Annotated in this window: 25 protein-coding genes; 15 read left to right on the top strand and 10 right to left on the bottom strand. The window is 62.9% G+C overall.

Annotation, left to right across the window (positions count from 1 at the left end; genetic code table 11):
- The first annotated feature begins 5 nt into the window (after positions 1–5).
- The 10 genes from AC1RTB_RS05105 to AC1RTB_RS05150 all read left to right on the top strand — a co-directional run bounded on the left by AC1RTB_RS05105 (position 6) and on the right by AC1RTB_RS05150 (position 9,726).
- Positions 6–413 carry a DoxX family protein gene (locus AC1RTB_RS05105; RefSeq protein ID WP_492875338.1) on the top strand — a complete coding sequence of 136 codons (408 nt, stop codon included), beginning with the start codon at positions 6–8 and terminating at the stop codon, positions 411–413.
- A gap of 26 nt (positions 414–439) precedes the next feature.
- Positions 440–991: an SRPBCC family protein gene (locus AC1RTB_RS05110; RefSeq protein WP_492875340.1), complete on the top strand. Its 552-nt coding sequence runs from the start codon at positions 440–442 to the stop codon at positions 989–991.
- A gap of 84 nt (positions 992–1,075) precedes the next feature.
- Positions 1,076–1,453 carry a VOC family protein gene (locus AC1RTB_RS05115; RefSeq protein ID WP_492875342.1) on the top strand — a complete coding sequence of 126 codons (378 nt, stop codon included), beginning with the start codon at positions 1,076–1,078 and terminating at the stop codon, positions 1,451–1,453.
- A gap of 414 nt (positions 1,454–1,867) precedes the next feature.
- Complete coding sequence (locus AC1RTB_RS05120; protein ID WP_492875344.1) at positions 1,868–2,767, top strand: LysR family transcriptional regulator; 900 nt, start codon at positions 1,868–1,870, stop codon at positions 2,765–2,767.
- Positions 2,768–2,907: 140 nt separating this feature from the next.
- Positions 2,908–3,387 carry a formate dehydrogenase subunit gamma gene (locus AC1RTB_RS05125; protein WP_492875346.1) on the top strand — a complete coding sequence of 160 codons (480 nt, stop codon included), beginning with the start codon at positions 2,908–2,910 and terminating at the stop codon, positions 3,385–3,387.
- Positions 3,384–4,940, top strand: coding sequence for a formate dehydrogenase beta subunit (locus tag AC1RTB_RS05130; RefSeq protein WP_492875348.1), 1,557 nt, complete (start codon positions 3,384–3,386; stop codon positions 4,938–4,940). The genes AC1RTB_RS05125 and AC1RTB_RS05130 overlap by 4 nt, the downstream gene beginning before the upstream one ends.
- A gap of 11 nt (positions 4,941–4,951) precedes the next feature.
- Positions 4,952–7,831 carry a formate dehydrogenase subunit alpha gene (gene fdhF / locus AC1RTB_RS05135; protein WP_492875350.1) on the top strand — a complete coding sequence of 960 codons (2,880 nt, stop codon included), beginning with the start codon at positions 4,952–4,954 and terminating at the stop codon, positions 7,829–7,831.
- Between the two features lie 151 nt (positions 7,832–7,982).
- On the top strand, positions 7,983–8,810 hold the full coding sequence (gene fdhD / locus AC1RTB_RS05140) for a formate dehydrogenase accessory sulfurtransferase FdhD (protein WP_492875352.1): 828 nt from the start codon (positions 7,983–7,985) through the stop codon (positions 8,808–8,810).
- Positions 8,800–9,051, top strand: coding sequence for a formate dehydrogenase subunit delta (locus AC1RTB_RS05145; RefSeq protein ID WP_492875353.1), 252 nt, complete (start codon positions 8,800–8,802; stop codon positions 9,049–9,051). Before fdhD ends, AC1RTB_RS05145 begins: the two co-directional genes overlap by 11 nt.
- 357 nt (positions 9,052–9,408) lie before the next feature.
- Positions 9,409–9,726, top strand: a complete 318-nt coding sequence (locus tag AC1RTB_RS05150) for a hypothetical protein (RefSeq protein ID WP_492875355.1) — start codon at positions 9,409–9,411, stop codon at positions 9,724–9,726.
- Position 9,727: 1 nt separating this feature from the next.
- On the opposite strand, the gene AC1RTB_RS05155 is transcribed toward AC1RTB_RS05150, so the two are convergent.
- Positions 9,728–10,345: a DedA family protein gene (locus AC1RTB_RS05155; protein WP_492875357.1), complete on the bottom strand. Its 618-nt coding sequence runs from the start codon at positions 10,343–10,345 to the stop codon at positions 9,728–9,730.
- The gene (locus AC1RTB_RS05160; RefSeq protein ID WP_492875359.1) at positions 10,342–10,941 is read right to left on the bottom strand and encodes a class I SAM-dependent methyltransferase; all 600 of its coding nucleotides are present in this window, start codon (positions 10,939–10,941) and stop codon (positions 10,342–10,344) included. Before AC1RTB_RS05160 ends, AC1RTB_RS05155 begins: the two co-directional genes overlap by 4 nt.
- Before the next feature lie 210 nt (positions 10,942–11,151).
- Here AC1RTB_RS05160 and AC1RTB_RS05165 point away from each other — a divergent pair, with 210 nt between their 5' ends.
- Both AC1RTB_RS05165 and AC1RTB_RS05170 read left to right on the top strand, forming a co-directional pair.
- Positions 11,152–11,826, top strand: coding sequence for a response regulator transcription factor (locus AC1RTB_RS05165; protein WP_492875361.1), 675 nt, complete (start codon positions 11,152–11,154; stop codon positions 11,824–11,826).
- Entirely contained in the window at positions 11,823–13,205 is a 1,383-nt protein-coding gene (locus AC1RTB_RS05170) for a sensor histidine kinase (RefSeq protein ID WP_492875363.1), read from the top strand. The genes AC1RTB_RS05165 and AC1RTB_RS05170 overlap by 4 nt, the downstream gene beginning before the upstream one ends.
- Here the strand turns inward: AC1RTB_RS05170 and AC1RTB_RS05175 are convergent.
- Entirely contained in the window at positions 13,202–13,975 is a 774-nt protein-coding gene (locus AC1RTB_RS05175) for a DeoR/GlpR family DNA-binding transcription regulator (RefSeq protein WP_492876324.1), read from the bottom strand. The two genes, AC1RTB_RS05170 and AC1RTB_RS05175, sit on opposite strands and share 4 nt — an antisense overlap.
- 217 nt (positions 13,976–14,192) lie before the next feature.
- Here AC1RTB_RS05175 and AC1RTB_RS05180 point away from each other — a divergent pair, with 217 nt between their 5' ends.
- The 3 genes from AC1RTB_RS05180 to AC1RTB_RS05190 all read left to right on the top strand — a co-directional run bounded on the left by AC1RTB_RS05180 (position 14,193) and on the right by AC1RTB_RS05190 (position 18,080).
- The gene (locus AC1RTB_RS05180) at positions 14,193–15,077 is read left to right on the top strand and encodes a phosphotransferase (RefSeq protein WP_492875365.1); all 885 of its coding nucleotides are present in this window, start codon (positions 14,193–14,195) and stop codon (positions 15,075–15,077) included.
- 2 nt (positions 15,078–15,079) lie between these two features.
- Complete coding sequence (locus AC1RTB_RS05185; protein ID WP_492875366.1) at positions 15,080–17,521, top strand: GcvT family protein; 2,442 nt, start codon at positions 15,080–15,082, stop codon at positions 17,519–17,521.
- An 85-nt stretch (positions 17,522–17,606) separates the two neighbouring features.
- On the top strand, positions 17,607–18,080 hold the full coding sequence (locus tag AC1RTB_RS05190; protein ID WP_492943797.1) for a CAP domain-containing protein: 474 nt from the start codon (positions 17,607–17,609) through the stop codon (positions 18,078–18,080).
- A 376-nt stretch (positions 18,081–18,456) separates the two neighbouring features.
- On the opposite strand, the gene AC1RTB_RS05195 is transcribed toward AC1RTB_RS05190, so the two are convergent.
- The 7 genes from AC1RTB_RS05195 to AC1RTB_RS05225 all read right to left on the bottom strand — a co-directional run bounded on the left by AC1RTB_RS05195 (position 18,457) and on the right by AC1RTB_RS05225 (position 26,276).
- Entirely contained in the window at positions 18,457–19,377 is a 921-nt protein-coding gene (locus tag AC1RTB_RS05195) for a DMT family transporter (protein WP_492875370.1), read from the bottom strand.
- A gap of 111 nt (positions 19,378–19,488) precedes the next feature.
- Positions 19,489–19,734, bottom strand: coding sequence for a hypothetical protein (locus AC1RTB_RS05200; protein WP_492875371.1), 246 nt, complete (start codon positions 19,732–19,734; stop codon positions 19,489–19,491).
- Positions 19,735–19,817: 83 nt separating this feature from the next.
- Positions 19,818–21,110 (bottom strand): amidohydrolase family protein, encoded by a 1,293-nt coding sequence (locus AC1RTB_RS05205; protein WP_492875373.1) that lies wholly within the window; start codon positions 21,108–21,110, stop codon positions 19,818–19,820.
- Complete coding sequence (locus AC1RTB_RS05210) at positions 21,107–22,048, bottom strand: ABC transporter permease (protein ID WP_492875375.1); 942 nt, start codon at positions 22,046–22,048, stop codon at positions 21,107–21,109. The genes AC1RTB_RS05205 and AC1RTB_RS05210 overlap by 4 nt, the downstream gene beginning before the upstream one ends.
- A 226-nt stretch (positions 22,049–22,274) precedes the next feature.
- Positions 22,275–23,324: an ABC transporter permease gene (locus AC1RTB_RS05215; protein WP_492875377.1), complete on the bottom strand. Its 1,050-nt coding sequence runs from the start codon at positions 23,322–23,324 to the stop codon at positions 22,275–22,277.
- A gap of 234 nt (positions 23,325–23,558) precedes the next feature.
- Positions 23,559–25,091 (bottom strand): ABC transporter ATP-binding protein, encoded by a 1,533-nt coding sequence (locus AC1RTB_RS05220; protein WP_492875379.1) that lies wholly within the window; start codon positions 25,089–25,091, stop codon positions 23,559–23,561.
- Positions 25,092–25,250: 159 nt separating this feature from the next.
- Positions 25,251–26,276 (bottom strand): BMP family protein, encoded by a 1,026-nt coding sequence (locus AC1RTB_RS05225; RefSeq protein ID WP_492875381.1) that lies wholly within the window; start codon positions 26,274–26,276, stop codon positions 25,251–25,253.
- Between the last annotated feature and the right edge of the window lie 34 nt (positions 26,277–26,310).

Genomic DNA, 26,310 nt, shown 5'->3' on the forward strand with positions numbered 1-26,310 from the left:
AGACCATGCAATCGGCACTTGAAACCCCGACAATTTCCAACCCTGCCCTGTGGACCGGACGCGTCCTCAGCGGCACCCTCATCGCTTTCCTTGTCTTCGACGCGGTGATCAAGCTCGTGCCGTTGCAAGTGGTGATCGACACCACGGCAGCACTTGGCTTTCCGCCTGAACTGGCACGAACGCTCGGTGCGCTGACGCTTATATGTACCGCACTCTATGCCTGGCCGCGGACGGCGATCCTTGGCGCGATCTTGTTGACCGGCTATCTCGGCGGCGCCATCGCCATTCACCTGCGCATCGGCAACCCGCTGTTTTCGCACACCTTGTTCGGCGTCTATCTCGGGCTGATGGCCTGGGGCGGGTTCTATTTGCGTGACGAGCGGTTGCGCGCACTGATCCCGTTCCGCCGCTGAACGCAACGACATTCACGGAGACGACAATGCAGATTCTTGCCATCATCTTAGGTGTGATCGTGCTGGCGATCCTCGCCATACTGGCGCTCGCCGCAACCAAGCCGTCCACCTTCACGGTGCGGCGCAGCGCCGATGTCGATGCCGCGCCCGACGCGATCTTTCCGCTCATCAACGACTTCCATAGATGGCGGGATTGGTCACCCTATGAGGGCAAGGACCCAGACATGGAGCGGACGCTCAGTGGCGCGGAGGTCGGCCGGGGTGCGGTCTACGAATGGGCCGGCAACAAAAACGTCGGCACCGGCCGGATGGAAATCACCGATGCGGCCCAGCCGAACAAGGTGGTGATCAAGCTCGACTTCATGAAGCCGTTCGAGGCGCACAACATCGCCGAATTCACCATCGAGCCGAAAGGCGGCTCGAGCCGGGTGACCTGGGCGATGCGTGGACCGTCTCCGTTCATGTCCAAGGTGATGCAGGTGTTCATGAACTTCGACACCATGATCGGCAAGGATTTCGAAAAGGGCCTCGCCAATCTCAAGGCCATCGCCGAACAAAAACGCCTGGTGAGCTCTTAGAGGTTCCGGCTCCAAAAACACTGTCGCCCCGGTGGGGCGACGCTATCTCTGGGAATGGGGGAGCAAACACGGAAGGAGAAAGTCATGCTTGGTCAAACCAACGCCATTGCCAATCTCGCAGTCAGGGATATCGCCCGCGCCAAGGCCTTTTACGAGCGCACGCTGGGCCTCAAGGAGGTCGACCACATGGGCGAGGACGTGTCGGTGCTGAAGAGCGGCGACACGGTGATCAACGTCTATCGCTCCGAATATGCCGGCACCAACAAAGCGACGGCAGTGACCTGGAAGGTCGGCGACAAGATCGACAACATGGTCAGGGAGCTCAAGACAAAGGGCGTGAGCTTCGAGCATTACGACCTGCCGGATACCCGCCTCGAAGGCGACGTCCATGTCTTTGGCGACATGAAGGTTGCCTGGTTCAAGGATCCCGACGGCAACATCCTCAACCTGATCAATCAGTAGAAGTTGCGGTCCGGCAACTCCGGAGCTGGCTGGCCGAGATGTTGCCCCGGCTGGCCAGCCAGTTCTTGACCTATCCTGGGTTCACATCTGTTGCGGCATGGATTCCCGACACTCTCCGCTCGCTTCACTCGCTCACGAGGTCGGGAATGACGGATTGCAGGGAACGCTTCCGCAAATCTCCAACTTCGGCGATTGACGGCAACGGCAAATGAAATGCGTCATTCCCGACCTCGTGAGCGAGTGAAACGAGCGGAGAGTGTCGGGAAACCATGCCGTGACGTCGATGAACAAGTCGAAATGCCGACATTCGACAGGAACCACCGCCGCGACGGTGCCACGCGCCGCTCAGACAAGGGAAACGACTGGGACGTAACCAGTCTGGCGCAAGACATCGGCTGCAGATAGCTTGTCGGCATGATCGACAAGCTGGAATTCTTCATCGCACTCGCAAGGGAGCAACATTTCGGACGCGCCGCCGAGCAATGCGGCGTCACGCAGCCGACGCTGTCGGCCGGCATCAAGCAGCTCGAAGACATTTTGGGCGTGATGCTGGTGCAGCGCGGCTCGCGTTTCCAAGGCCTGACGCCGGAGGGCCGGCAGGTTCTGGAGTGGGCGCGGCGCATCGTCGGCGACACGCGTGCGATGCGCGAGGAAATGCGCGCCGCACGCCACGGCCTGTCCGGCCGTATCCGCATCGCCGCCGTGCCGACCGCGCTTGCCATGGTGCCCAAGCTGACCACGCCGATGCGCGAAAAGCATCCCGGCGTCACCTTTTCGATCCTGTCGCGCACCTCGATCGAAATCCTGTCGCTGCTCGGCAATTTCGAGATCGATGCCGGCATCACCTATCTCGACAACGAGCCGCTGGGGCGAGTCACCTCCGTGCCGCTCTATGCTGAGCGCTACCAACTGATCACCGCTGCGGGGAACGAATATTCCGACCGCGACAAGGTCACCTGGGAGGAAGTGAGCACCTTGCCGCTGTGCCTGCTGACCCCCGACATGCAGAACCGGCGCATCATCGACCAGCATCTCGCCGAAGCGGGCGTGCAGGTGCGCCCGACACTCGAATCGAATTCGATGATCGTCTTGTTCTCCCACATCCGGACCGGCAAATGGTCGTCGATCATGCCGCTCAACCTCGCCGAGACGTTTGGGTTCGCCGAACCGATCCGGGCGATTCCGATCGTCGAGCCCGATGCCAGCCACAGTGTCGGGCTGGTGGCGGCACCGCGCGAGCCGCATACGCCGCTGGTCAAGGCGTTGCTTGACGAAGCCATGGCGCTGGCGGGCGATTTCCGCCGCAAGGCCTGAGCTACAAATACCCTCCGTTCGTCCACTCGATAGAAAATTTTTATCATGTGACGAAACAGCTTTATTGATTCCGGTGGCCGAGATCGGGTTCAATAGGGATATTGCGCCTAAGCTGGCGCCAGTGTCAGGGAGGGCGCTGCATGGTTTTGCAGCCTGCAAGTACCGAAATCGCAGCAAGAACAGCTGCGGTGATCAGCGAATTGAAGAACCTCGAGGGTCCGCTGATCCCGATACTTCACGGTGTCCAGGAGGAGTTCGGCTACGTTCCGCAGGAAACCCTGCCGATAATCGCCGAAGCACTGAACCTGTCGCGCGCCGAAGTGCACGGCGTCTTCACCTTCTACCACGATTTCCGCCACCACCCGGCTGGGCGCCATGTGCTCAAGGTCTGCCAGGCCGAAGCCTGCCAGTCGATGGGCAGCGACGCGATCGCCGCCCAGATCAAGCAGAAATTCGGTATCGGCTTCCACGAGACGACCAAGGACGGCGCCGTCACGCTGGAGCCGATCTATTGCCTCGGCCTATGCGCCTGCGCTCCCGCCGCCATGCTCGACGGTGAAGTGATCGGCCGACTCGACGCCGACAAGATCGATGAAATCGCCGAGGAGGTACGCTCATGAGCGTGACGATCTACGTTCCCGGCGATTCCGGCGCGCTGTCGCTCGGCGCCGAAAAGGTCGCCAAGGCGATCGAAAAAGAGATTTCCGCACGCGGCATCGACGCCAGGATCGTACGCAATGGCTCGCGCGGCCTGTACTGGCTCGAGCCGATGGTCGAGGTCGTCACCGAGGCCGGCCGTGTTGCCTACGGACCTGTCGCGGCCAAGGACGTGGCGTCGCTGTTCGACGCAGGTTTCGTCACCGGCGGCGCGCACAAGCTTACGCTCGGCGATCCGGAAAAACTGCCATTCGTTGCCAAGCAGACGCGGCTGACCTTTGCCCGCTGCGGCATCACCGATCCGGTTTCGCTGGAAGATTATGAAGCGCATGGCGGCCTCGTCGGCCTGCGCAACGCGGTTGCCATGGCACCGGCCGACATCGTCAAGCAGGTGACCGAGTCCGGCCTGCGTGGCCGTGGCGGCGCGGGCTTCCCGACCGGCATCAAATGGAAGACGGTCCTCGATACGCCGGGCGAACAGAAATACATCGTCTGCAACGCCGACGAAGGCGACTCGGCGACCTTCGCCGACCGCATGATCATGGAAGGCGATCCTTTCGTGCTGATCGAAGGCATGGCGATTGCCGGCCTCGCGACCCATGCCACCAAGGGCTACGTCTACATTCGCTCTGAATATCCGCACGCGATCGCTACGATGGAAAAGGCCGTGAAGGTCGCCCGTAGCGCCGGCGTTTTGGGCAAGAGCGTTCTCGGATCCTCCCAAGGCTTCGACATCGAGATTCGCTCGGGCGCTGGCGCTTATGTCTGCGGCGAAGAAACCTCGCTGCTCAACAGCCTCGAAGGCAAGCGCGGCGTGGTTCGCGCCAAGCCGCCGCTGCCGGCGATCCAGGGCCTGTTCGGCAAGCCGACAGTCATCAACAACGTGATCTCGCTCGCCTCCGTGCCGATCGTCATGGACAAGGGCGCGCAATACTACAAGGACTTCGGCATGGGACGCTCGCGCGGCACCATCCCGATCCAGATCGCCGGCAACGTCAAGCATGGCGGCCTGTTCGAAGTCGCCTTCGGCCTGACGCTCGGCGAGATCGTCGACGAGATCGGCGGCGGCACGGCGACCGGCCGACCAGTCAAGGCGGTGCAGGTCGGTGGTCCGCTCGGTGCCTATTTCCCGCGCGCGCTGTTCGACACGCCCTTCGACTATGAGGCGTTCGCTGCCAAGGACGGCCTGATCGGCCATGCCGGCATCACCGTGTTCGACGACAGCGCCGACATGCTGAAGCAGGCGCGCTTTGCCATGGAATTCTGCGCCATCGAAAGCTGCGGCAAGTGCACGCCCTGCCGCATCGGCTCGACGCGTGGTGTCGAAACGCTCGACAAGCTGGCCCAGAACATCGAGCCGGAAAAGCAGCTCGCGCTGGTGACCGACCTTTGCAACACGATGAAGTTCGGTTCGCTTTGCGCTCTCGGCGGCTTCACACCCTATCCGGTGATGAGCGCCATCAACCATTTCCCCGAAGATTTCCGGCCGGCAGCGGTCTCTCAGGCAGCGGAATAGGAGACGGCATCATGGGTCTCATTCAAGAAATCGATTTCGGCACCCCGGCCTCCAAATCCGAAAAGCAGGTCACGCTGACCGTCGACGGCTTCCAGGTCACGGTGCCGGAAGGCACCTCGATCATGCGCGCTTCGATGGAAGCGGGCATTGCCATTCCAAAACTCTGCGCCACCGACATGGTCGACGCGTTCGGTTCCTGCCGGCTGTGTCTGGTGGAGATCGAGGGCCGCAACGGCACGCCGTCCTCCTGCACGACACCTGTCATGCCCGGCATGGTGGTGCACACCCAGACCGGCCGTCTCAAGGACATCCGCAAGGGCGTGATGGAGCTCTATATCTCCGACCATCCGCTCGACTGCCTGACCTGCGCTGCCAATGGCGACTGCGAGTTGCAGGACATGGCCGGTGCTGTGGGCCTGCGCGACGTGCGCTACGGCTATGAAGGCGACAACCACGTTCGCGCCAAGAACAACGGCGCCGAAAACTTCAAGTGGATGGCCAAGGACGAGTCCAACCCCTATTTCACCTATGATCCGTCCAAGTGCATCGTCTGCTCGCGTTGCGTACGCGCCTGTGAAGAGGTGCAAGGTACGTTTGCGCTGACGATCGAAGGCCGTGGTTTCGGCAGCCGCGTTTCGCCGGGCGCGCATGAACTGTTCCTCGACAGCGAGTGTGTTTCCTGCGGCGCCTGCGTGCAGGCCTGCCCGACGGCGACGCTGACGGAAAAGTCGGTCATCCAGATCGGCCAGCCCGAGCATTCGGTGGTCACCACCTGCGCATATTGCGGCGTCGGCTGCTCGTTCAAGGCCGAAATGCGCGGCGACGAGTTGGTGCGCATGGTGCCGTGGAAGGACGGCAAGGCCAATCGCGGCCACTCCTGCGTCAAGGGCCGCTTCGCTTATGGCTATGCCACGCACAAGGAACGCATCCTCAACCCGATGATCCGCGAGAACATCGCCGATCCATGGCGCGAAGTGTCGTGGGAAGAGGCTATCGACTACGCCACCAAGGAATTCCGCCGCATCCAGTACCAGTACGGTCGCGGCGCTGTCGGCGGCATCACCTCGTCGCGCTGCACGAATGAAGAAACCTTCCTCGTGCAAAAGCTGATCCGCCAGGGTTTTGGCAATAACAACGTCGACACCTGTGCGCGGGTCTGCCATTCGCCGACCGGCTATGGCCTCGGCCAGACCTACGGCACCTCGGCCGGCACGCAGGATTTCGACTCGGTCGAAGACACCGACGTCGCGCTGATCATCGGCGCCAACCCGGCCTCGGCTCACCCGGTGTTCGCATCGCGGCTGAAGAAGCGGCTGCGCGCCGGCGCCAAGCTGATCGTCATCGATCCGCGCCGCACCGAAATGGTGAAGTCGGCGCATATCGAGGCAGCGCATCACCTGGCGCTCAAGCCGGGCACCAACGTCGCCGTCGTCACCGCGATGGCGCATGTGATCGTCACCGAAGGCCTGTTCGACGAGAAGTTCATCCGCGAGCGTTGCGACTGGTCGGAGTTCCAGGATTATGCCGAGTTCGTCTCGGACCCGCAGTACAGCCCCGAGGAAGTGGAAAAGCTGTCGGGCGTTCCGGCCGAGACCATTCGCGGTGCTGCCCGCCTCTACGCCACCGGCGGCAATGGTGCGATCTATTACGGCCTCGGCGTGACCGAGCACAGCCAGGGCTCGACCACTGTCATCGGCATCGCCAACCTCGCCATGCTGACCGGCAATATCGGCCGCAAGGGCGTCGGCGTGAACCCGCTGCGTGGCCAAAACAACGTGCAGGGCGCCTGCGACATGGGCTCGTTCCCGCACGAACTGCCGGGCTACCGCCACATTTCGGGCGACGCCGTGCGCGACATCTATGACAGCCTGTGGGGCGTGAAGCTCGACGACGAGCCGGGCCTGCGCATCCCCAACATGCTGGATGCCGCCGTCGACGGCACGTTCAAGGGCATCTACATCCAGGGTGAGGACATCCTGCAGTCGGACCCCGACACCAAGCACGTCTCGGCCGGCCTCGCCGCCATGGAATGCGTCGTCGTGCAGGACCTGTTCCTCAACGAGACGGCGAACTACGCGCATGTCTTCCTGCCCGGCTCGACCTTCCTCGAAAAGGACGGCACCTTCACCAATGCCGAGCGCCGCATCAACCGCGTGCGCAAGGTGATGGCTCCGAAGAACGGCTATGCCGACTGGGAAGTGACGCAGAAGCTCGCCCAGGCGATGGGGCTGAACTGGAATTACCAGCACCCCTCCGAGATCATGGACGAAGTGGCCAAGACGACGCCGAGCTTTGCCAACGTCTCCTACGAGTTCCTGGAAAAGATGGGCTCGGTGCAGTGGCCGTGCAACGACAAGGCGCCGGAAGGCACCCCGATCATGCACATTGATGGCTTCGTGCGCGGCAAGGGCAAGTTCATCCGCACCGAATATGTGGCGACCGACGAAAAGACCGGCCCGCGTTTCCCGTTGCTGCTCACCACCGGCCGCATTCTCAGCCAGTACAATGTCGGCGCGCAGACCAGGCGTACCGAAAACGTCGCCTGGCATGCCGAGGACCTGCTGGAAATCCACCCGCATGACGCCGAAAATCGCGGCCTGCGCGACGGCGACTGGGTGCGGCTGCAAAGCCGCGCCGGTGAGACGACGCTGCGCGCGCAGATCACCGACCGCGTGTCGCCGGGTGTGGTCTACACGACCTTCCACCATCCCGACACGCAGGCCAACGTCATCACCACCGACTTCTCCGACTGGGCGACCAACTGTCCGGAGTACAAGGTGACGGCGGTTCAGGTTGGTGCTTCCAACGGGCCGTCGGAATGGCAGAAGGAATACACCGAGCAGGCGCAGCAGAGCCGCCGCATCGCCGGCCAGTTGGAAGCGGCGGAGTAATGGTGCACGGGACGCAAGCCTTTCCTTCTCCCCGTTCACGGGGAGAAGGTGGCCTGAAAGGCCGGATGAGGGGCTGTACCAGCCTCGAAAGGTTTGCGCTGCCCCTCATCTGCCTGCCGGCATCTTCTCCCCGTAAACGGGGAGAAGAACGATGACCGACCGCCCCGCAATCTCCGCGACCTCCCGCTTCGCCCGCCGGGCGAGCGGCACGACTGTTGCCAACCGCATGGTGCCGGAGGAGACGCCGATCGCGTTGTCTTATGGCGGCACCACGCATGCGGTAATGATGGCGAGCCCGGCGGATTTCGAGGATTTCGCGCTCGGCTTCTCGCTGACGGAAGGCATCATCGGCTCGGTTGAAGAAATCGAGTCGATCGAGGTGCTGGATGTCGAGGCCGGCATCGATATCCAGATCAGGCTCAAGGACAAGGCCAACAAACGCTTCGAGTTGCGGCGTCGTAGGCTCGCCGGCCCCGTCGGTTGCGGACTGTGCGGCATCGAATCCATCGAAGAGGCGATGCGTTCGGTCGATGACGTGCACACGCCAAAGCTCGGGCTTTCGGCCGACGACATCGTCCAGGCGGTGAAGCTGTTGTCCAAGGTGCAGCCGCTGCATGCGGAAACCGGTGCGGTTCACGCCGCAGGCTTTTACGTTCCCGGCAAGGGCATTGTCGCCGCACGCGAGGATGTCGGCCGCCACAATGCGCTCGACAAGCTTGCCGGCGCGCTCGACAAGGCCGGCATTTCCGGCGGATCGGGTGCCGTGGTGGTGACCAGCCGCGTGTCGGTGGAAATGGTTCAGAAGACGGCCGCCATCGGCGCCCCCTTCATCATCGCCGTGTCAGCCCCGACCGCACTTGCCATCCGCACCGCCGAACAGGCCGGCATGACGCTCGTCGCACTTGTGCGCGGCGACGATTTCGACATCTTTACCCATCCAGAGCGCGTAAATACCGGAGCCGCCAAAAATGTCGCATGAAGAGCACAAGATGGGGACGAAGGAAAAGCTCGTCTACATGGCGAACCAGATCGCCACCTTCTTTGAATCCAAGCCGCATGACGAAGGTGTCGCGGGTGTTGCCGAACACATCAACAAGTTCTGGGACCCGCGCATGCGCCGCCAGTTCTTCGAAATGTTCGACGAAGGCGGCAAGGGCATGAAGCCGCTGGTGATAGAGGCTGCTGCCACGATCAGACGGCCCGTCGACAAGGCAGCCTGACGCCGCCTCCTCCTTTGAGTTAACGCGCGAAGCCCCTCACCTTTGGGCTGAACATCTGCTATGTTAGCCATTCCTAATGCAATTCGCAGGCGGAATGGCTGTGCCAAGGCCGATCGCGACCCGATATGCCCGCAGCGGTGACGTGCGGATCGCCTATCAGGTGGTCGGCCAAGGGCCGGTTGATCTCGTTTTCGTCCCCGGCTTTCCGCCTTTTCCCACCTCATCCTGTTCGACAAGCGTGGCACGGCGTTCTCCAACCGTGCCGCGCATGCATTGCCACGCCTCGAAACGCGCATGGATACGTGCGCGCAGCGATCGAATGCGGGCGAATGGTCGCCCGCAAAATGGGAGGAAGCCATGTTCGTCGCACGCTGGAAAATCGACGCCCGCTTCGGGCACAAGCAGAGCGCAATCGAACTCTTGCGCCAATGGGAGCGCGAGATCGGCCCGCAGGCCGGTGTCGACAAGATGGCGATGCAGATCCTGAGCGGATCGGTCGGCGCCAAGGAAGCCACCATCGAAGTCAATCATACGGTGGAGAGCCTGGCGCAACTGGAAGAGATGTTCGCCAAGATCTCCAAGATCGACGCCCATGCCAAATGGGGCAAGCAGCTTGAGCCGCTGGTGGTTTCAGGTTCGTCCTACTGGAACATCTACCGGGTGATTCAGGATTAAGTCAGGGATGCGTTTCGCCCGAGGGATGGTCTTCAGCCGTCCCTCGGGTGCTGTGGCGCAGCACCAGGATGAACACGATCTCGGCGATGACGACGATGGCAACGATGCGGCAGCCGATGGTCACCGGATCGTGGTCGCCGTCGCGCATCAGATAGCCGCCGATCAGGAAGGCGGCATTCCAGATGAAGGCACCAGTCACGGTGGCAAGCGCGAAAGGCGCGAATGAAAGGCGCAGGACGCCCGCCTCGAGCGCGAGATAGGTGCGCGCCACCGGCACCAGCTGGGCGATCAGCGAAGCGCGAAAATTGTTGCGGCGATAGGCATGCGTCAGCTTTTGATAGGTCGCGTGCTTGAGGAAGACATATTTGCCGAAACGCTTGACGAAGGCATCGGCGCGGTCAGGCCCCAGCCACGAGCCGCCCTTGTACCAAATCATCGAACCCAGGGTTGAGCCGAGCGTGGTCGCAAACATCAGCGCGACAAGCATCGGCATGTCGGGTGCGGCCGTCATGCCGAGAAACAGCAACAGCACATGGGACGGGGGGACCGGCGAAACCTTTTCGGTGAAGGCAAGACATGCCGCGCCGACAAGACCGAAACCCAGGATCGATGGAATCATGCAAAACGCCAGTCGTAACTTTTTGCCGGCTTCATCCTGGTGATCCGATAGACAGCCGCCGGCGGCAGATTGCGGAAAGTATGGCCAACACGCTCCACTTCGAGATCGAGCCTGTCGAGTAGCGGCTGATCAATAGGGCAACGGAAGCCGTAGGTGAAGATATACATCGCCCCGTCGGGCCTGACATTAGCAAAAATGCCTTCGAGGATGGCCAGCGTCTGGCGCGGCGGTATCGCCAGGAATGGCAGCCCGCTGATGGCGGCACCGGCGAGCGGGCCTTCGTAGAGCGGCCGATAGCGCAGTTCGGCGGCATCCATTTCCAGCACGCGAGACCTGGGGAACCGGCACCGGAGCATGTGGGCGAAATCAGCGTTGAACTCGATCAGCGTCATGTCGCTTTCCTTGACGCCGCGCGCCAGCATGGCACGGGTGAACGGCCCGGTACCGGCGCCAAGCTCAAGCACCGGCCCAGTGTCGGGGCCGAGGTCCCTTGTCATCAGCGTTGCCAGGCTGGAACTGGACGGCGTTATGGAAGCGACCTTGAGCGGCGACGTGGCCCATGCCATGAGAAAGGACAAAGTGTCATTTGCGGCCATTGCGAACCTCTTTCGAAATCGTCTGCCGGCGAATCACCCGCCAGCCCTTAGCGAAAGCTGTTTGCGACTGCTGGATTACACATGCATTGCGGGAATGGCGCGAAACCAGGCATTTTGGTGGTTGCACCCTTTCGCCAGCTTCATTTCGCAATGCTTCCGCAATGTTCATGACATAGCCGGGCGGCAGCGAGGGGCCTTTCGAGGAAACAAATGCGCATATTGCTAGTGGAAGACGAGCCAGAACTGGCGTCGGCCATGCGTACGGCGTTGCGTCGATACGACATGGTGGTGGACCACGCGACATCATTGCTGGAGGCGGACGAATTCGCCGCCAGCGAGAGCTATGATGCGATCCTGCTCGACCGCCAGTTGCCCGATGGCGATGGCCTGACCCTGGTGCCCAAGCTGCGCGCGCGCGGAAACGCAACGCCAGTGCTGGTGCTGACGGCCCGCAGCGACACCTCCGACAAGGTCGACGGGTTGGACATGGGGGCCGACGACTACCTGGCCAAACCCTTCGCCTTCGAGGAATTGCTGGCCCGGCTGCGCGCGCTGCTGCGCAGGCCGGCCAATGTGCAGACCCAGGTCATCCGCGCCGGCGATCTCGCCTTCGATTTCGGCCACCGCGAGGTTTTGGTCCGCGGCGAACCGCTGACCCTGCCACGCCGCGAGCTTTTGGTTCTGGAAGCGCTGTTGCGGCGCACGGGCCGCATGGTGCAGCGCTCATCGCTGATGGAAGCGGTGTTCGGCCTCGACGACGAGATCCAGTCCAACGCGCTCGACACGCATGTGTCGCGGCTGCGGCGCAAGCTGGCGGAAGCCGACGGCAAGGTGGAGATCAACGGCGTGCGCGGCGTCGGCTACCTCTTGCGTGAGATTTCATGAACTTCAGGCGCATTATCCCACCGCTCATGCGCTTCTTCCGCCCGATCTCGCTGAAATGGCGGCTGGTGTGGCGATTGGTGGTGCTGCAGGTGATCCTGCTCACGCTGCTGATCGCCTTGATCCTCGGCGCCCTCATTGTCACCGGCGTCATCCCGGACAGTTATGAGGGCCGCGCGGTCGAAATCCTCAAAAAAGCTGTCCAAAAGGACGCATCAGGCGAACTCGTTCTCAAACAGGGTCGGGCTCTGGCCGACCTGCGCGAAGAGGTGCCAGACCTGTGGTTCGTGCTCCGCGACGAGCAAGGGCATACGCTGTCGGAAGGTACCGTCCCGCCCGAGTTCACGCGCATGACAGCCGCGCTCGACCACATAGACAGCGCCACGTTTGTTTGGAAGAAGGGGACGACGCTGCCAGCCGCGACGGTGCAGTGGTACGATACCAGCGCCGGCAAGGTTCAGATTTTCACCGGCGCGCAAGGCCGGTTCCAGATCACCGCGCTGCTTGACGTGACGCCTGGAATATTCCTGGAGGTCATCCTGCCGGTTGGCGGCGTGATGGCGGTGGCGACGCTGCTGGTGATCCCGCTTGTCGTGCGCAGCGCGTTCCGGGGTTTGAGGCAGGCGGCCGTATTGGCCGAGAAGATCGACATCGACGAGCGCGGCGTGCGGTTGCCGATGGAGCGCATCCCCTCGGAGATCGCGCCGCTGGTCAAGGCCGTCAACGGCGCGCTCGACCGCCTGGACAGGGGCTATGAACGCCACAAGAGGTTCCTGATCGACGCGGCGCATGAATTGCGCACGCCAGTCGCCATCCTCAACACCCGCATCACCTCGCTGCCGGCGACACCCGAGCGGGCGCGGCTTTTGCAAGATACAGCACGGCTGTCGACGCTGACCGACCAGCTTCTCGACATCCAGCGCCTCGGCCGGCAGGCGCCAAGCTTCTCGCGCATCGACCTTGTCGCGGTAGCGCGCGGGGTTGTCCTCGATCTGGCGCCGATGGCCTTTGCGGCCGGCTACGAGGTGTCATTCGAGCCGTCGCGCGGCGAACTTTTCGCCAAGGGCGACCGCACAGCGATGGAGCGTGCGATCACCAATCTTGTCCAGAACGCTATGGAGCACGGCGGCGGTGCGGGCAAGATCACGATTGCGGTGAATAGCCCGGCGACTGTCGAGGTTTCGGACGAAGGCGAAGGCGTGCCCTTGGCCGAGCGCGAAAAGATCTTCGAGCCGTTCTACCGCCTGCGGCCGCGTGGGCATGGGGCGGGCCTCGGCCTCAACCTGGTGCAGGAGATCATGCAGATCCATGGCGGCCGCATCGAACTTGTCTGCAGCGAACGAAAAGGCGCCTGTTTCAGGCTGGTCTTCGTGCAGGCTTAGACAGCTGAAGCACCGGCGATGGTGAGCAACGCGCCGGCGTCGGTGAGCGCCTTCGCCAGATCGTCCGCTGGCTTTTGATCCGTCACCAGTTCGGTGAAGCCGGAGAAGCCGCAGACCTGGACCAGGCCCTTGCGGCCAAATTTGGTGTGGTCGGTGACGACGACCGCGCGCTGGCCGCGCGACAGGACCACGCGGGCGAACTCGGCCTCCTCCAGATTGTAGTCCATCACGCCATTGGCGACGTCGACAGCACCGGCCGAGATCACCGCATGGGTGACGGCGAAACGGCTGACGAACTCTATCGCCGAGACACCGAAGGCCGCACCGCTGTCGCTGCGCAGCTCCCCACCCGCCATGTAGACCTTGTTGCCGTTGACGGTGGCCAGCGTGCGGGCGATGTCGGACGAGTTGGTCACCACCGTCAGGCGGCGATGGCCGAGCAGTTCGCGGGCGAGATAGCTGGTGGTGGTGCCGGTATCGAGCATGACCGCCTCGCCGTCATGGATGGTGGCGGCGACCACCTTGGCGATGGCGCGCTTGGCATCGGCATTGTCGCGCATTCGCCGTTCGAAGGGCGCTTCGCCCACCACCGACGGCAGGCCGATGGCGCCATGCATCTTCAGGATCGAGCCGTCCGCGGTCAGCGGCTTGACGTCGCGCCGTACGGTTTCGAGCGACACGCCGAGCTTGTCGGCGAGATCGGCGATGGTGATCGTGCCCTCATCGTTGAGCAGGCGCAGGATTTCGTTGTGGCGCTTGGAATGGTTCATCATGCGGCCCTGGTCGAATGCGCGGCATGGCCGCAAATGGGGAGTTTACTGCCCGAGTCTACCGCGACATTGCGCTTCATCTCAACAGATACGGTCATAAAAACAACTAAAGCCACAAACTTGCGTTGACATCAGCGCTTCCGCTGCGTGAGACTATCACCCAATAAGATCAAGACGCGACAATGGGGAACGCGTCATGCACAGCGCGGAGGGCTGGATGACAACGAGCGAGGACCGCATCCGCGCCCTGCCGCTGTGGAACGGGGCGCTGACGATCGCGCCGCTCAAGGGCGGCATCAGCAATGAAAGCTGGGTGGTGACGGATGCGTCGGGCCGCCACGTCGTGCGCTTCGGCAAGGATTTTCCCTTCCATCATGTCTTTCGCGACCGCGAGGTGATGGTGGCCAAGGCGGCATATGAAGCGGGTTTCGCTCCGGAACTGCAATATGCCGCGCCGGGTGTGATGGTGACCGAATTTCTCGGTGCCAGGACCTATGGCGCCGATGACGTGCGGGCCAATGCCGCGCGCATCGCCCAACTGGTCAGGCGCTTCCATGACGAAATGCCCCGGCATGTGTCAGGCCCCGGCTTCATGTTCTGGGCGTTCCACGTCATCCGCGATTATGCCCGCACGCTTGAGGCTGGCAAGAGCAGGATGGTTGCCGAGTTGCCTCGCTATCTCGAATTGGCGGACAGGCTCGAAAGAACACAGACGCCGCTGCCGATCATCTTCAGCCATAACGACCTGCTGCCGGCCAATTTTCTCGACGATGGCGAGCGGCTTTGGCTGATCGACTTCGAATATGCCGGGTTTTCGACTGCGATGTTCGACCTTGCCGGCACGGCTTCCAATGCCGGAATGACGGGTGAAGAGTCGGACGAGCTGCTTGCCAACTACTTTGGCGCGGCACCCGACCAGGAAATCAAGCGCTCGCACGCGGCCATGCAATGCGCCTCGCTGCTGCGCGAGGCGATGTGGAGCATGGTCTCGGAACTCCACCTCTCCGCCCCCGGCGTCGACTACGTCGCCTACACCGCTGAGAACCTCGAAAAACTCGAGGCGGCGCTCGAAACCTATCGCACGCAATACGGAAAGCTCTGAACATGGCCCTCCCTACTCATGCGCAGATCGTCGTCATCGGCGGCGGCATCATCGGCTGCTCGACGGCCTACCATCTTGCCCGCGACCACAAGGCCGACGTGATCCTGCTCGAACAGGGCAAGCTGACCTCTGGTTCGACCTGGCATGCGGCCGGTCTTGTCGGGCAGTTGCGCTCGTCAGCGTCGATCACGCGGGTGCTGAAATATTCGGTCGACCTTTACAAGGGCCTGGAAGCCGAAACGGGGCTTGCCACCGGCTGGAAGATGACCGGTTGCCTGAGGCTCGCCACCAACCAGGACCGCTGGACCGAATACAAGCGGCTGGCAACGACGGCCAAGAGCTTCGGCATGGACATGCAATTGGTGTCGCCGGAGGAGGTCAAGCGGATGTGGCCGCTTATGGAGACATCCGATCTCGTTGGCGCCTCTTGGCTGCCGACCGACGGCCAGGCAAGCCCTTCCGACATCACCCAGTCGCTCGCCAAGGGCGCGCGCATGCACGGCGCCAAACTGTTCGAGAATGTGCGGGTGACCGGCTTCGAGATGAAGGACGGCCGCATCCTGAAGGTCAGGACCGACCAGGGCGACATCGCCTGCGACAAGGTTGTGAACTGTGCCGGCCAATGGGCGCGGCAGGTCGGTGCCATGGCCGGCATCAACGTGCCGCTGCAGCCAGTCAAGCACCAGTACATCATCACCGAGAAGGTGCCTGGGCTATCGACCGACGCGCCGACCATACGCGACCCCGACCGGCGTACCTATTTCAAGGAAGAGGTCGGCGGGCTTGTGATGGGCGGCTATGAGCCCAACCCGCAAGGGTGGACCACCGGCGATGTGCCCAATGACTGGGAATTCCGCCTGTTCGACGACGACTATGACCATTTCGAACAGCACATGACGCAGGCCATCGCGCGCGTTCCGGCTTTAGAAACCATCGGCGTCAAGCAGATGATCAACGGCCCGGAGAGTTTTACCCCCGATGGCAATTTCATCCTCGGTTCGGCACCGGAATGCTCGAACATGTTCGTCGGCGCTGGCTTCAACGCCTTCGGCATCGCCTCGGGCGGCGGTGCTGGCTGGGTGCTGGCGCAGTGGGTGGTCGACGGCGAGGCGCCACTCGACCTTTGGGTCGTCGACATCAGGCGTTTCTCCAACCTGCACCGCGACCGCCAATGGGTGCTGGACCGCACGCTCGAAGCCTATGGCAAGCACTACACGATCGGCTTTCCGCACGAGGAATATGAGAGCGGCAGGCCCTACATCGTCTCGCCGCTCTATGAGCGGCTGAAGAAGCATGGCGCGGTGTTCGGCTCCAAGCTCGGCTGGGAGCGGCCGAACTGGTTCGCGCCTGATGGCATGGAGGCCAAGGACATCTATTCGATGGGCCGTCAGAACTGGTTTGCACCTGTCGGTGACGAGCACGCTCATGTGCGCCAGGCGGTCGGCATTTTCGACCAGTCGTCCTTCGCCAAATACGAGATGAGCGGCCCCGATGCGGAACAGGCGCTCGATTTCATCTGCGCCAATGACGTGTCGAAGCCAGCGGGACGGCTGACCTACACGCAGTTGCTCAACACACGCGGCGGCATCGAAGCGGATTTGACGGTGGCGCGGCTGGCCGACGACAAGTTCTACATCGTCACAGGTACCGGCTTCCGCACGCACGACCTTGCCTGGATCAGCGACCACATTCCGGCCGGGTTGGAAGCCAGGCTTGTCGACGTGACCGAAGAATTCGGCACGCTTTCGCTGATGGGGCCGAAAGCGAGGCAGGTGCTCGAAGCGGTAACCGACGCCGATGTTTCCAACGCCGCGTTCCCGTTTGGCCACGTCCGCGAGATCACCATCGCCGGCACCACCGTCAGGGCGCTGCGCGTCACCTATGTCGGCGAACTCGGCTGGGAACTGCATGTGCCGATCGGTGCCACAGGCGAGGTATTCGACGCGCTGATGGCGGCTGGCAAGGCGCACGACATCCGCCCCGTGGGCTATCGCGCGCTGGAATCGCTGAGGCTGGAGAAAGGCTACCGCGCCTGGGGCTCCGACATCACGCCCAACGACACGCCCTTCGAAGCAGGGCTTGGCTGGGCGGTGAAACTCAGGAAGAACACCGATTTCCTCGGCCGCAAGGGCCTGGAAAAGCTTGCCGGCACAGCCCTCCCCAAACGTCTTGTCGGCTTCACTGTCGACGACAAGGATGTCGTTCTGGTCGGGCGGGAGACGATCCTGCGCAATGGCGAGCCGGTCGGCTATCTGACCAGCGGCGGCTATGGCTACACGCTGGGCAAGAACATCGGCTACGGCTATGTCCGCAACGCTGCCGGCATCAGCGACTACTACCTCAAATCGGGCGAATACGAGCTAGTCGTGGCGACTGAAAAGGTGGCTGCAAAAATCCATCTCGAACCGATGTTCGACCCGACAGCGGCTAGGGTGAAGGCCTGAGAACTACCGACCTTCGCCAAAAAGCCATGATCTGCACTATCAAGGCTGGCGGGGACGGAACAAGGACTGGACAATGGCGAAGCGGATGATCAGCGCAGTGTCGCGCGCGATGGTGATGGGCGGGCTGTTTTTCCTGGCCGCCTGCCAAACCGGGTCCAACGTGGTTGGCGAAGGTGCCGGTGCTTCGACGACCGGTGTCGCCTATCTCCAGACCATCCGCTCGGAACACGGCCTGCCGCCGCTGAAGCCAGACGCGACGCTGGAGCGCGCCGCGCTGCAGCAGGCCGGCTATATGGCGCGCGCCGGGCGCATGGCGCACACCACCGGCCTCGGCAAGGATTTTGCCGCGCGTATGAACGACAATGGCGTTGCCGGTGCGGCAGCCGAAAACATCGCGCATGGCCGCATGGAGCCGGTCAAGCTCTTTTCGATGTGGATGAATTCGGACGGCCATCGCCGCAACATGCTCGACCCACGCTTTTCCAGCTTCGGCCTCGCTTATGTCCGCGCCGGCGCGGGAAGCGATGAACGCTACTGGGCGCTGGTGCTGGGCAGATAGCCAAGGTGCGATGCGGGCCGCATCCGGCGAGGCCTGATTCCCTGACCCGTTGGCGGCTTCATTGATGTCACGGCATGGATTCCCGACACTCTCCGCTCGTTCCTCGCTCACGAGGTCGGGAATGACGGATTGCAGGTGTCGCCTCGGCAAACCTTCGACGTCAGGGTAGCAAGAACCGTACATGGACGAGAACGGTCATCATTGGCGGAAGCGGCCAACAGGACCCGTCATTCCCGACCTCGTGAGCGAGCAACGCGAGCGGAGAGTGTCGGGAATCCATGCCGTGACCTCCGCGAAGTCAGGGCCGGTGAAGACGTTTCGACGGAGATAGCCGACCAAGGACCGGCCGGTCTGGAGGCTGCCCGCAGCAGCCCAATCAGTGAACGCTGGTCGGGACCGTCTCGGGCTCGGCCTTGTCGACCACCTTCTGGCGGTGGAAGATGAACAGGCCGGCAATAACGATGATCGCCGAGCCGATGAGGCCCTGGGCATCGGGGTAGTCGCCGAAGAAGACGATGCCCATGACCACCGCCCACAACAGCAGCGTGTATTGCAGCGGCGCCAAAAGCGAGGCCGGGGCGAGCTTGAGCGCGCGCGTGATCATCAGATGTGCCGCGCAGGAGACGACGCCGAGCAACAGCATGGCCGACCAGTCAAGCGCATTTGGCGCGCGCCAATCGGTGATCGCGAGCACACCGCCGACAGCGAGTGCGCCCAGCGTCTGCCAGGTGACGAGCGTGGTGTCGTTGGTGGCGCGCAGCTTGCGGCTGAGGATCAGCGTGATCGAGAAGGACAGGCTGCCGACGATGGCAAAGAGCGAAGGCCACGACAGCGAGGCGGTGGATGGGCGCAAGGCGATGACCACGCCGCAGAAGCCGAGCACGATGGCGATCCAGCGGCGCCAGCCGACCTTTTCGCCGAGGAAGAAGTGCGACAGGGCGGCAATATAGATCGGCCCGGCCATGTAGAAGGTCATGACGTCGGCGAGCGGCAGATAGGCGACGGCGGCATAGAAAAACCCGGTGTCGGCGGTGGCGAGCACGACGCGCAGCACCTGCAGGCCTGGACGCTCGACCTTGGTCAGCGGGCCGACGCCTTGCTTGGCGATCATCGGGCCCAGGATGATGAAGGCGCCGATGGAGCGGATGAGCAGGACCTGGCCGACGGAAAAGCTGGTGACCAGCCATTTGCCCATGGCGTCGTTGAGCGCGAACATGAAGTCGCCCAGCAACATGAGAAGGATGCCCGCAAGAACCAGATTGTTCTTCGGGAGGGCGATGGCTTGTCGGAAGGTCATGGGTACAGAATCCGCCGGGCAAAGGGCCCGAATGGCGCTATCTAGGCCCAGAGAGCCGCATTTGCGAGGGCTAACTGCGTCATTGCGATGCGTTGCGGCGTCGCACGCCGGTCAGCGCCTGACGATGACCGGGCGATAGACGACGAAGGGCTCGTTGAAGTCGTCATATGACCTCTCCCTGAACGCCGCGCGGCGGTCGAGATCGATGCGTTGCATGCACGTTGCGAAAGCATCGTTGCGCTTGGTGAAGCCATAGGAGCGGCACTTTGCTTCGTCCGTGGCACGCTGTTCTTCGGCAGTAACGCAGCCGGCGAGCAAGGTTGCGATGAAAAGCATCGAAACTGTCCTGACCCTCATGGCCTTGCTCCTTCTGCGGTCGCCAGAATCTGGATCGCGATTGTAAGCTTTTCGTGAGAATACGAAAAGCTGTCCACCGAACCTCAGATGGCCTGCGGCGGCACGATGTGCCGGCGATTGACCGAGGCCGGGCGGCCCTTGATCGACAGGCTGGTCTCGCGCTTTTCCCGTTCGGCGACGACCTTGCCCTTGGCAACAACGCACAGACGCTCGGCGCGCAGGCGCACCGCCTCGATCGGGTTGCCGGCGTCGAGCACGACAAGGCTCGCGGTCTTGCCGACAGCGAGGCCAAGATGGTCGAGCCCCATGATCTCGGCATTCACCCTGGTGACCATGTCGAAGCAGTGGCGCATGTCGGCCGGGCTCGACATCTGGGCGACGTGCAGGCCCATGAAGGCCACGTCGAGCATGTCGGCTGTACCGAGCGAATACCAGGGGTCGAGCACGCAGTCCTGGCCCCAGCCGACACGGATGCCAGCCTTGAGCATCTCGGGCACACGCGTCATGCCGCGGCGCTTGGGGTAGCTGTCGTGGCGGCCCTGCAGCATGATGTTGATCAGTGGATTGGGGATGGCCGAGACGCCGGCTTCGGCGATCAGCGGGATGAGCTTGGAGACATAATAGTTGTCCATCGAGTGCATCGAGGTCAGATGCGAGCCGGCCACCCTGCCCTGCAGGCCAAGGCGCTGGGTCTCGTAGGCGAGCTGCTCGATGTGGCGCGACAAAGGATCGTCGGTCTCGTCGCAATGCAGGTCGACCATCAGCCCGCGCTGGGCGGCGATTTCGCAGAGTTCGGTCACCGAGCGCGTGCCGTCGGCCATGGTGCGCTCGAAATGCGGAATGCCGCCGACGATGTCGACGCCCATATCAAGCGCACGAATGGTGTTTTGCCGCGCATTGGGCGAGCGGTAGAGGCCGTCCTGCGGGAAAGCGACGAGTTGCAGGTCGATGTAGGGCGCGATCTCCTTCTTGACCTCGAGCAGGGCTTCCACGGCCAGCAGGCGGTCGTCGCAGGTGTCGACATGGGTACGTATGGCAAGCAGGCCCATCGACACGGCCCAGTCGCAATAGGCAAGCGCGCGCTCCTTGACGGCTTCGTGGGTCAGCAGCGGCTTGAGTTCGCCCCACAGCGAGATGCCTTCGAGCAGTGTGCCCGAGGCATTGATGCGCGGCAGGCCGTAAGACAGCGTCGCATCCATGTGGAAATGCGGATCAACGAAGGGCTGGCTGACGAGATTGCCTGACGCTTCGACAACGGACTTCGCCGCAGCTTCGATCCTGGGCTCTATCGCGGCGATCTTGTCGCCCTTAATGCCGATGTCGGCAATGGTTCCATCTGATAGCGTGCCGCCCTTGACGATCAGGTCGAAGCTCATCTTTCGCCTTTCTGATAGGGGATCATCAGCGCCTTGGGATAGGTGGCGCGGCGCGCCACCAGGATCAGCGCCAGGATCGATAGTGCATAAGGCATCATCAGGAACACCTGATAAGGCACGATGCCGCCGGAAAGCTGCTGCAGCCGCACCTGGTAGGCATCGAAGGCAGCAAACAGGATGGCGCCAAGCAGCGCCTTGCCCGGCCGCCATGAGCCGAAGACGACCAGAGCAATGCAGATCCAGCCGCGGCCATTGATCATCTCGAAGAAGAACGAGTTGAACGCCGACATGGTGAGGAACGCGCCACCCACCGCCATCAGCGCGCTGCCGACCATCACCGCGCCCATGCGAATGGCAGTGACGGAGATGCCTTGCGCCTCGACTGCGGATGGGTTTTCGCCAGCGGCGCGGACGGCAAGGCCGACCGGCGTGCGGTAGAGAACCCAGGCGACGACAGCGACGGTGACGAAGGCGAGATAGGTCAGCGGCGTCTGTGAAAACAGCGCCTCGCCGAGCACAGGGATCTTCGACAGGCCGGGGATCGGCAAGGGCTGGAACGGCTCGATCTTCGGCGGCGAGGTCACTTCGGGCAACGCCAGGCGATAGGTGAAATAGGTAAGACTCGTGGCAAGCAGCGTGACGCCGATGCCAACGACATGCTGCGACAGGCCAAGCGGCACGGTGAGCGTGGCGTGCAAAAGCCCAAACATCGCACCGGCAAGGGCAGCGACGAGCACCCCGGTCCACAGGTCACCGCCGGCATAGACGGTGAACCAGCCGGCGAAGGCGCCGGCGGTCATGATGCCTTCGATGCCGAGATTGAGCACGCCGGCGCGCTCGCAGATCAGCTCGCCCATGGTGGCGAAGATCAGCGGCGAGGCGATGCGGATGGCAGCGACCCAGAACGAGGCGGTGAAGAGGATGTCGAGCGCGTCCATCAGCGGCATCCTCGCGGGCAATGGCCTGTCGTTGGAAGGCCGAGTTCTTGCTCGCCCCCCTCTGGCCTGCCGGCCATCTCCCCCTCAAGGGGGGAGATCAGCAGCTTGGCTGCCCCGACATCTTCTGCGAAAGCGATTAGAACGGACCGCAATGAAGGCTGATCTCCCCCCTTGAGGGGGAGATGGCCGGCAGGCCAGAGGGGGGTGGGACGGAGTGCTGACATCATCACTTCCACCTCACCTTGAATCGCGTCAGAAGGATCGCGACCACCATGGTGAGCAGGGCTGTCGCGACCATGACGTCGGCGATGTAGCTCGGCACGCCCGCGGTGCGGCTCATGGCGTCAGCGCCGACGAAGATGCCGGCAACGAAGATCGCCGAGGCAATGACCCCAAGCGGATTGAGCATCGCCAGCATGGCAACGACGATGCCCGAATAACCGTAGCCCGGCGACAGGTCGAGCGTCAGATTGCCCTTGAGACCGGACACTTCCGAAAAGCCGGCAAGGGCGGCGAGGCCGCCAGACAGCAGTGCTGTCTTCATCAGCACACGATTGACTGGAATGCCGACGAAACGCGCGCCCTCGGGGTTGTGACCGACCGCCCGCATCTCGTAGCCGAGCACGGTCTTCTTCATGATGACCCAGACGACGATCGCCGAGACGATGGCGACAACGAAGCCGTAATGCAGGCGCTTGCCCTGGATGATGCGCGGCAACTGGGCCGAGGCGATGACCTTTTGCGACTGCGGCCAGCCAAGCCCCATCGGGTCCTTGAGCACGCCTTCGAGCAACATGGAGACAAACAGCAGCACGATGAAATTGAGCAGCAGCGTGGTCACGACCTCGTCGACGCCGAAACGGGTCTTGAGGATCGCCGGACCAAGCAGCAACAAGCCGCCGGCGAGCATCGCCGCCGCCATGATGACGGGGATGAGGATCACCGAGGGCAGCGGCAGCGCTCCAGTGCCGAGCACGACTGTGACGACGCCGCCGATATAGAGCTGGGCTTCGGCGCCGATGTTCCACAGCTTGGCGCGAAAGGCGACGGCAACGGCAAGGCCGGTGAAGATCAGCGGGGTGGCGCGGGTCAACGTCTCAAGCAGGGCGAATTGCGAGCCGGCAGCGCCCTTAGCGACGAGGTAGAATACCGACAACGGCGAAGCGCCGGCAGCGAGCACGAGCAACGAGGTGATGAGCAGTGTGGCTGCGATGGCCGCCAACGGAAACAGCAAAGTCATGCCGAGCGAGGGCGCGGGTTTGGGCTCAAGCCGCATGATGTTGCCTTCCAGCAGCTTGAGATGTTCGCGGGACAGCGCCCCCCTCAGTCCTGCCGGACATCTCCCCCACAAGGGGGGAGATTGGCAGCGTCTCCCTCGCTGTTTGTCCTGCAACGTCGGCGATTGGCGAGAGGGGCCATGGAGGCTGATCTCCCCCCTTGTGGGGGAGATGTCCGGCAGGACAGAGGGGGGCAACGTAGAGCGCGGCCCGAGCAAAGGTGCATTCGTCGTTCACGCCGCCGCCCCCTCTTCACCATGCCCGGCCATCAGTTCTCCCAGTTCGCGAATGCTGCGCTCGCCGCGCGCAGACGGGCGCGACAGCCGGCCCTTGGACATCACGACGATGCGGTCGGACAGGGCCAAAATCTCTTCGAGGTCTTCGGAAATCAGCAGGATCGCGGCTCCCCTTTGCCGCGCGGCGAGCAGCATGCGGTGGACATAAGCGACGGCGCCGACATCGAGGCCGCGCGTCGGCTGGCTGGCGAGGATGACGGACGGCTCGGGGTCAAGCGCGCGGCCAAGGATGAGCTTTTGCATGTTGCCGCCCGAAAGCAGGCGGATGCGCGCCTCGGGCGACGGGCATTTGACGTCGTAGTCGGCGATGATCTGTTCGGCGAAATCACGCGCTGCCTTCCAGTCGAGAAAACCCATGCGGCTGAAGCGCGGGCTGGCGTAGCGCTCGGCAATGACATTCTCTGTCACGCTCATGTCGCCGATGGTGCCGACGGCATGACGGTCCTCGGGGATGCGGGCAATGCCGTGATCAAGAGCTGCCTTCGGTGACCAGTCGCCAATTTGCGTGCCGCCGATCACTACTTTTCCACCGGTTGGGCGTTCCGTGCCGGCGAGCAAAGCGGCAAGTGCTGCCTGGCCGTTGCCGGAAACACCGGCAAGGCCGGTGATTTCACCGGCGCGCAAAGTGAGCGAGACACGGTCGAGTGCAGCACCGTTACGGCGCGCGGTCGAAACACTGTCGAGCATGAGAAGGGCCGCGCCGGGTTTGACCGCCGTGACCTCGGCCGGCTTGACCTCCTGTCCAACCATCAGCGCAGCGAGTTCCTTGCGGTCGGTTGCGGCGGTGGCGCGCTCGCCGGCAAGGCGACCTGACCGCAGCACAAGCACGCGGTCGCTGACGGCCATGACCTCATGCAGCTTGTGGGAGATGAAGATGATCGACAGGCCCTTGGCGACGAGCAGCTTGAGCGTGCGAAACAGCGCGTCTGTCTCGGCCGGCGTCAGCACCGCCGTGGGCTCATCGAGGATCAGGATGCGGGCGTCGCGGTAAAGCGCCTTGAGGATTTCGACGCGCTGGCGTTCGCCGACCGAAAGGCTGGACACGGTTGCGGCCGGATCGACCGCCAAGCCAAAGTCGGTCGAAAGCTGCTCAATGCGCAGGCGCGCCGCCGCCCGGTCGAGACGCGGCAGCCACAGGCTTTGCGTGCCGAGCGCGATGTTTTCCAGCACGGTCATATTGTCGGCGAGGGTGAAATGCTGGTGGACCATGCCGATGCCGGCGTCGAGTGCCGCGCGCGGATCGCCCGGCGGCAAGGGCTTGCCGAATGCCTCGACACTGCCCTCGTCGGCGACATAGTGGCCAAACAGGATGTTCATCAGCGTCGTCTTGCCGGCACCATTTTCGCCAAGCAGGGCAATGACCTCGCCGCGCTTGAGCGCGAAGGAAATGGCGTCGTTGGCCGTGAGCGGGCCGAAACGCTTGGTGATGCCGGTGAGGCGCAGGACGGGAAGTTCAGGGGCGATGGACATGGGATGGCCGCAGCGATGGAGATCCCTTCTCCCCGTTCACGGGGAGAAGGTGGCCCGAAGGGCCGGATGAGGGGCGGCTCCAACTTCCGAGAGGCCAATGCTGCCCCTCATCTGCCTGCCGGCATCTTCTCCCCGTGAACGGGGAGAAGAGAGCTGTCATCAGCTCGATTTCGGCTCGGCGTCGTTGATCTCGACGGTGAACGAGCCGTCCTTGATCGCCTTTTCCTTCGCCGCAACCTTGGCCTTCACATCATCAGGCACCTTGCTCTCGAAGGTGCCGAGCGGGGCAAGCGACGAACCGCCGTTCTTCATGAACGAATAGACGCCATAGTCCTCGGCCTTGAAGGTGCCGGCCTTGACCTCGGCAATCGCCTTGTCGAGCGTCGGTTCGAAGTGCCAGAGCGCGGAGGCAACCACAGTTTCAGGATAGTCGACCTGGGTGTCGATGACGTTGCCGATGGCCAGGACCTTCTTTTCCTTGGCGGCGTCGGAGACACCAAAACGCTCGGCGTAGAGCAGGTCGGCACCACCATCGATCTGGGCGAAGGCGGTCTCCTTGGCCTTGGGCGGGTCGAACCACGAGCCGATGAATGCGACCTGGAACTTGGTGTCGGGCGCACTTTCCTTCACGCCGGCCATGAAGGCGTTCATCAGCCGGTTGACCTCGGGGATCGGATAGCCACCGACCATGCCGATGTTCTTCGACTTGGTCATAGCGCCGGCGACAATGCCGGAGAGATAGGAGGCGTCCTGGATATAGTTGTCGAACACCGAGAAATTCGGCACCGCGGCATCCGGCTTGAAGCTGGAACCCATCAGGAAAGCAACGTCGGGATAATCCTTGGCGACGGCGCGGGCGGCATCCTCGACGCCGAACACCTCGCCCAGGATCAGCTTGTGGCCGGCCTCGGCATATTCGCGCATGACGCGCTCATAATCGTTGTTGGCGGTGTTTTCCGAATAGACATATTCGATGTCGCCGCGTTCCTTGGCAGCGTTCGCCGCCTTGTGGATACGGCTGACCCACTGCTGCTCGACAGGCACGGTGTAGACGGCGGCGACCTTGATCGGATCGGCCGCAAACAGGCGGACGGGCATTCCAGCCACCGCGACCACCGCGGACGCACCCGCTGCCTTGATCAGGGTACGCCTGGACAAGCCGAAATCAGTTGAATTTCTTGGCATTCTTTCCACCTCTGGCTGGTTTTGGTCTTCTTTG

The sequence above is a fragment of the Aminobacter sp. GW821-FHT11F06 genome (assembly GCF_058808215.1).

Excerpts from the sequence above, each read along its gene's own strand:
- AC1RTB_RS05105 (WP_492875338.1), top strand. The coding sequence starts at position 6 with ATGCAATCGGCACTTGAAACCCCGACAATTTCCAACCCTGCCCTGTGG.
- AC1RTB_RS05110 (WP_492875340.1), top strand. The coding sequence starts at position 440 with ATGCAGATTCTTGCCATCATCTTAGGTGTGATCGTGCTGGCGATCCTC.
- AC1RTB_RS05115 (WP_492875342.1), top strand. The coding sequence starts at position 1,076 with ATGCTTGGTCAAACCAACGCCATTGCCAATCTCGCAGTCAGGGATATC.
- AC1RTB_RS05120 (WP_492875344.1), top strand. The coding sequence starts at position 1,868 with ATGATCGACAAGCTGGAATTCTTCATCGCACTCGCAAGGGAGCAACAT.
- AC1RTB_RS05125 (WP_492875346.1), top strand. The coding sequence starts at position 2,908 with ATGGTTTTGCAGCCTGCAAGTACCGAAATCGCAGCAAGAACAGCTGCG.
- AC1RTB_RS05130 (WP_492875348.1), top strand. The coding sequence starts at position 3,384 with ATGAGCGTGACGATCTACGTTCCCGGCGATTCCGGCGCGCTGTCGCTC.
- fdhF (WP_492875350.1), top strand. The coding sequence starts at position 4,952 with ATGGGTCTCATTCAAGAAATCGATTTCGGCACCCCGGCCTCCAAATCC.
- fdhD (WP_492875352.1), top strand. The coding sequence starts at position 7,983 with ATGACCGACCGCCCCGCAATCTCCGCGACCTCCCGCTTCGCCCGCCGG.
- AC1RTB_RS05145 (WP_492875353.1), top strand. The coding sequence starts at position 8,800 with ATGTCGCATGAAGAGCACAAGATGGGGACGAAGGAAAAGCTCGTCTAC.
- AC1RTB_RS05150 (WP_492875355.1), top strand. The coding sequence starts at position 9,409 with ATGTTCGTCGCACGCTGGAAAATCGACGCCCGCTTCGGGCACAAGCAG.
- AC1RTB_RS05155 (WP_492875357.1), bottom strand. The coding sequence starts at position 10,345 with ATGATTCCATCGATCCTGGGTTTCGGTCTTGTCGGCGCGGCATGTCTT.
- AC1RTB_RS05160 (WP_492875359.1), bottom strand. The coding sequence starts at position 10,941 with ATGGCCGCAAATGACACTTTGTCCTTTCTCATGGCATGGGCCACGTCG.
- AC1RTB_RS05165 (WP_492875361.1), top strand. The coding sequence starts at position 11,152 with ATGCGCATATTGCTAGTGGAAGACGAGCCAGAACTGGCGTCGGCCATG.
- AC1RTB_RS05170 (WP_492875363.1), top strand. The coding sequence starts at position 11,823 with ATGAACTTCAGGCGCATTATCCCACCGCTCATGCGCTTCTTCCGCCCG.
- AC1RTB_RS05175 (WP_492876324.1), bottom strand. The coding sequence starts at position 13,975 with ATGAACCATTCCAAGCGCCACAACGAAATCCTGCGCCTGCTCAACGAT.
- AC1RTB_RS05180 (WP_492875365.1), top strand. The coding sequence starts at position 14,193 with ATGACAACGAGCGAGGACCGCATCCGCGCCCTGCCGCTGTGGAACGGG.
- AC1RTB_RS05185 (WP_492875366.1), top strand. The coding sequence starts at position 15,080 with ATGGCCCTCCCTACTCATGCGCAGATCGTCGTCATCGGCGGCGGCATC.
- AC1RTB_RS05190 (WP_492943797.1), top strand. The coding sequence starts at position 17,607 with ATGATCAGCGCAGTGTCGCGCGCGATGGTGATGGGCGGGCTGTTTTTC.
- AC1RTB_RS05195 (WP_492875370.1), bottom strand. The coding sequence starts at position 19,377 with ATGACCTTCCGACAAGCCATCGCCCTCCCGAAGAACAATCTGGTTCTT.
- AC1RTB_RS05200 (WP_492875371.1), bottom strand. The coding sequence starts at position 19,734 with ATGAGGGTCAGGACAGTTTCGATGCTTTTCATCGCAACCTTGCTCGCC.
- AC1RTB_RS05205 (WP_492875373.1), bottom strand. The coding sequence starts at position 21,110 with ATGAGCTTCGACCTGATCGTCAAGGGCGGCACGCTATCAGATGGAACC.
- AC1RTB_RS05210 (WP_492875375.1), bottom strand. The coding sequence starts at position 22,048 with ATGGACGCGCTCGACATCCTCTTCACCGCCTCGTTCTGGGTCGCTGCC.
- AC1RTB_RS05215 (WP_492875377.1), bottom strand. The coding sequence starts at position 23,324 with ATGCGGCTTGAGCCCAAACCCGCGCCCTCGCTCGGCATGACTTTGCTG.
- AC1RTB_RS05220 (WP_492875379.1), bottom strand. The coding sequence starts at position 25,091 with ATGTCCATCGCCCCTGAACTTCCCGTCCTGCGCCTCACCGGCATCACC.
- AC1RTB_RS05225 (WP_492875381.1), bottom strand. The coding sequence starts at position 26,276 with ATGCCAAGAAATTCAACTGATTTCGGCTTGTCCAGGCGTACCCTGATC.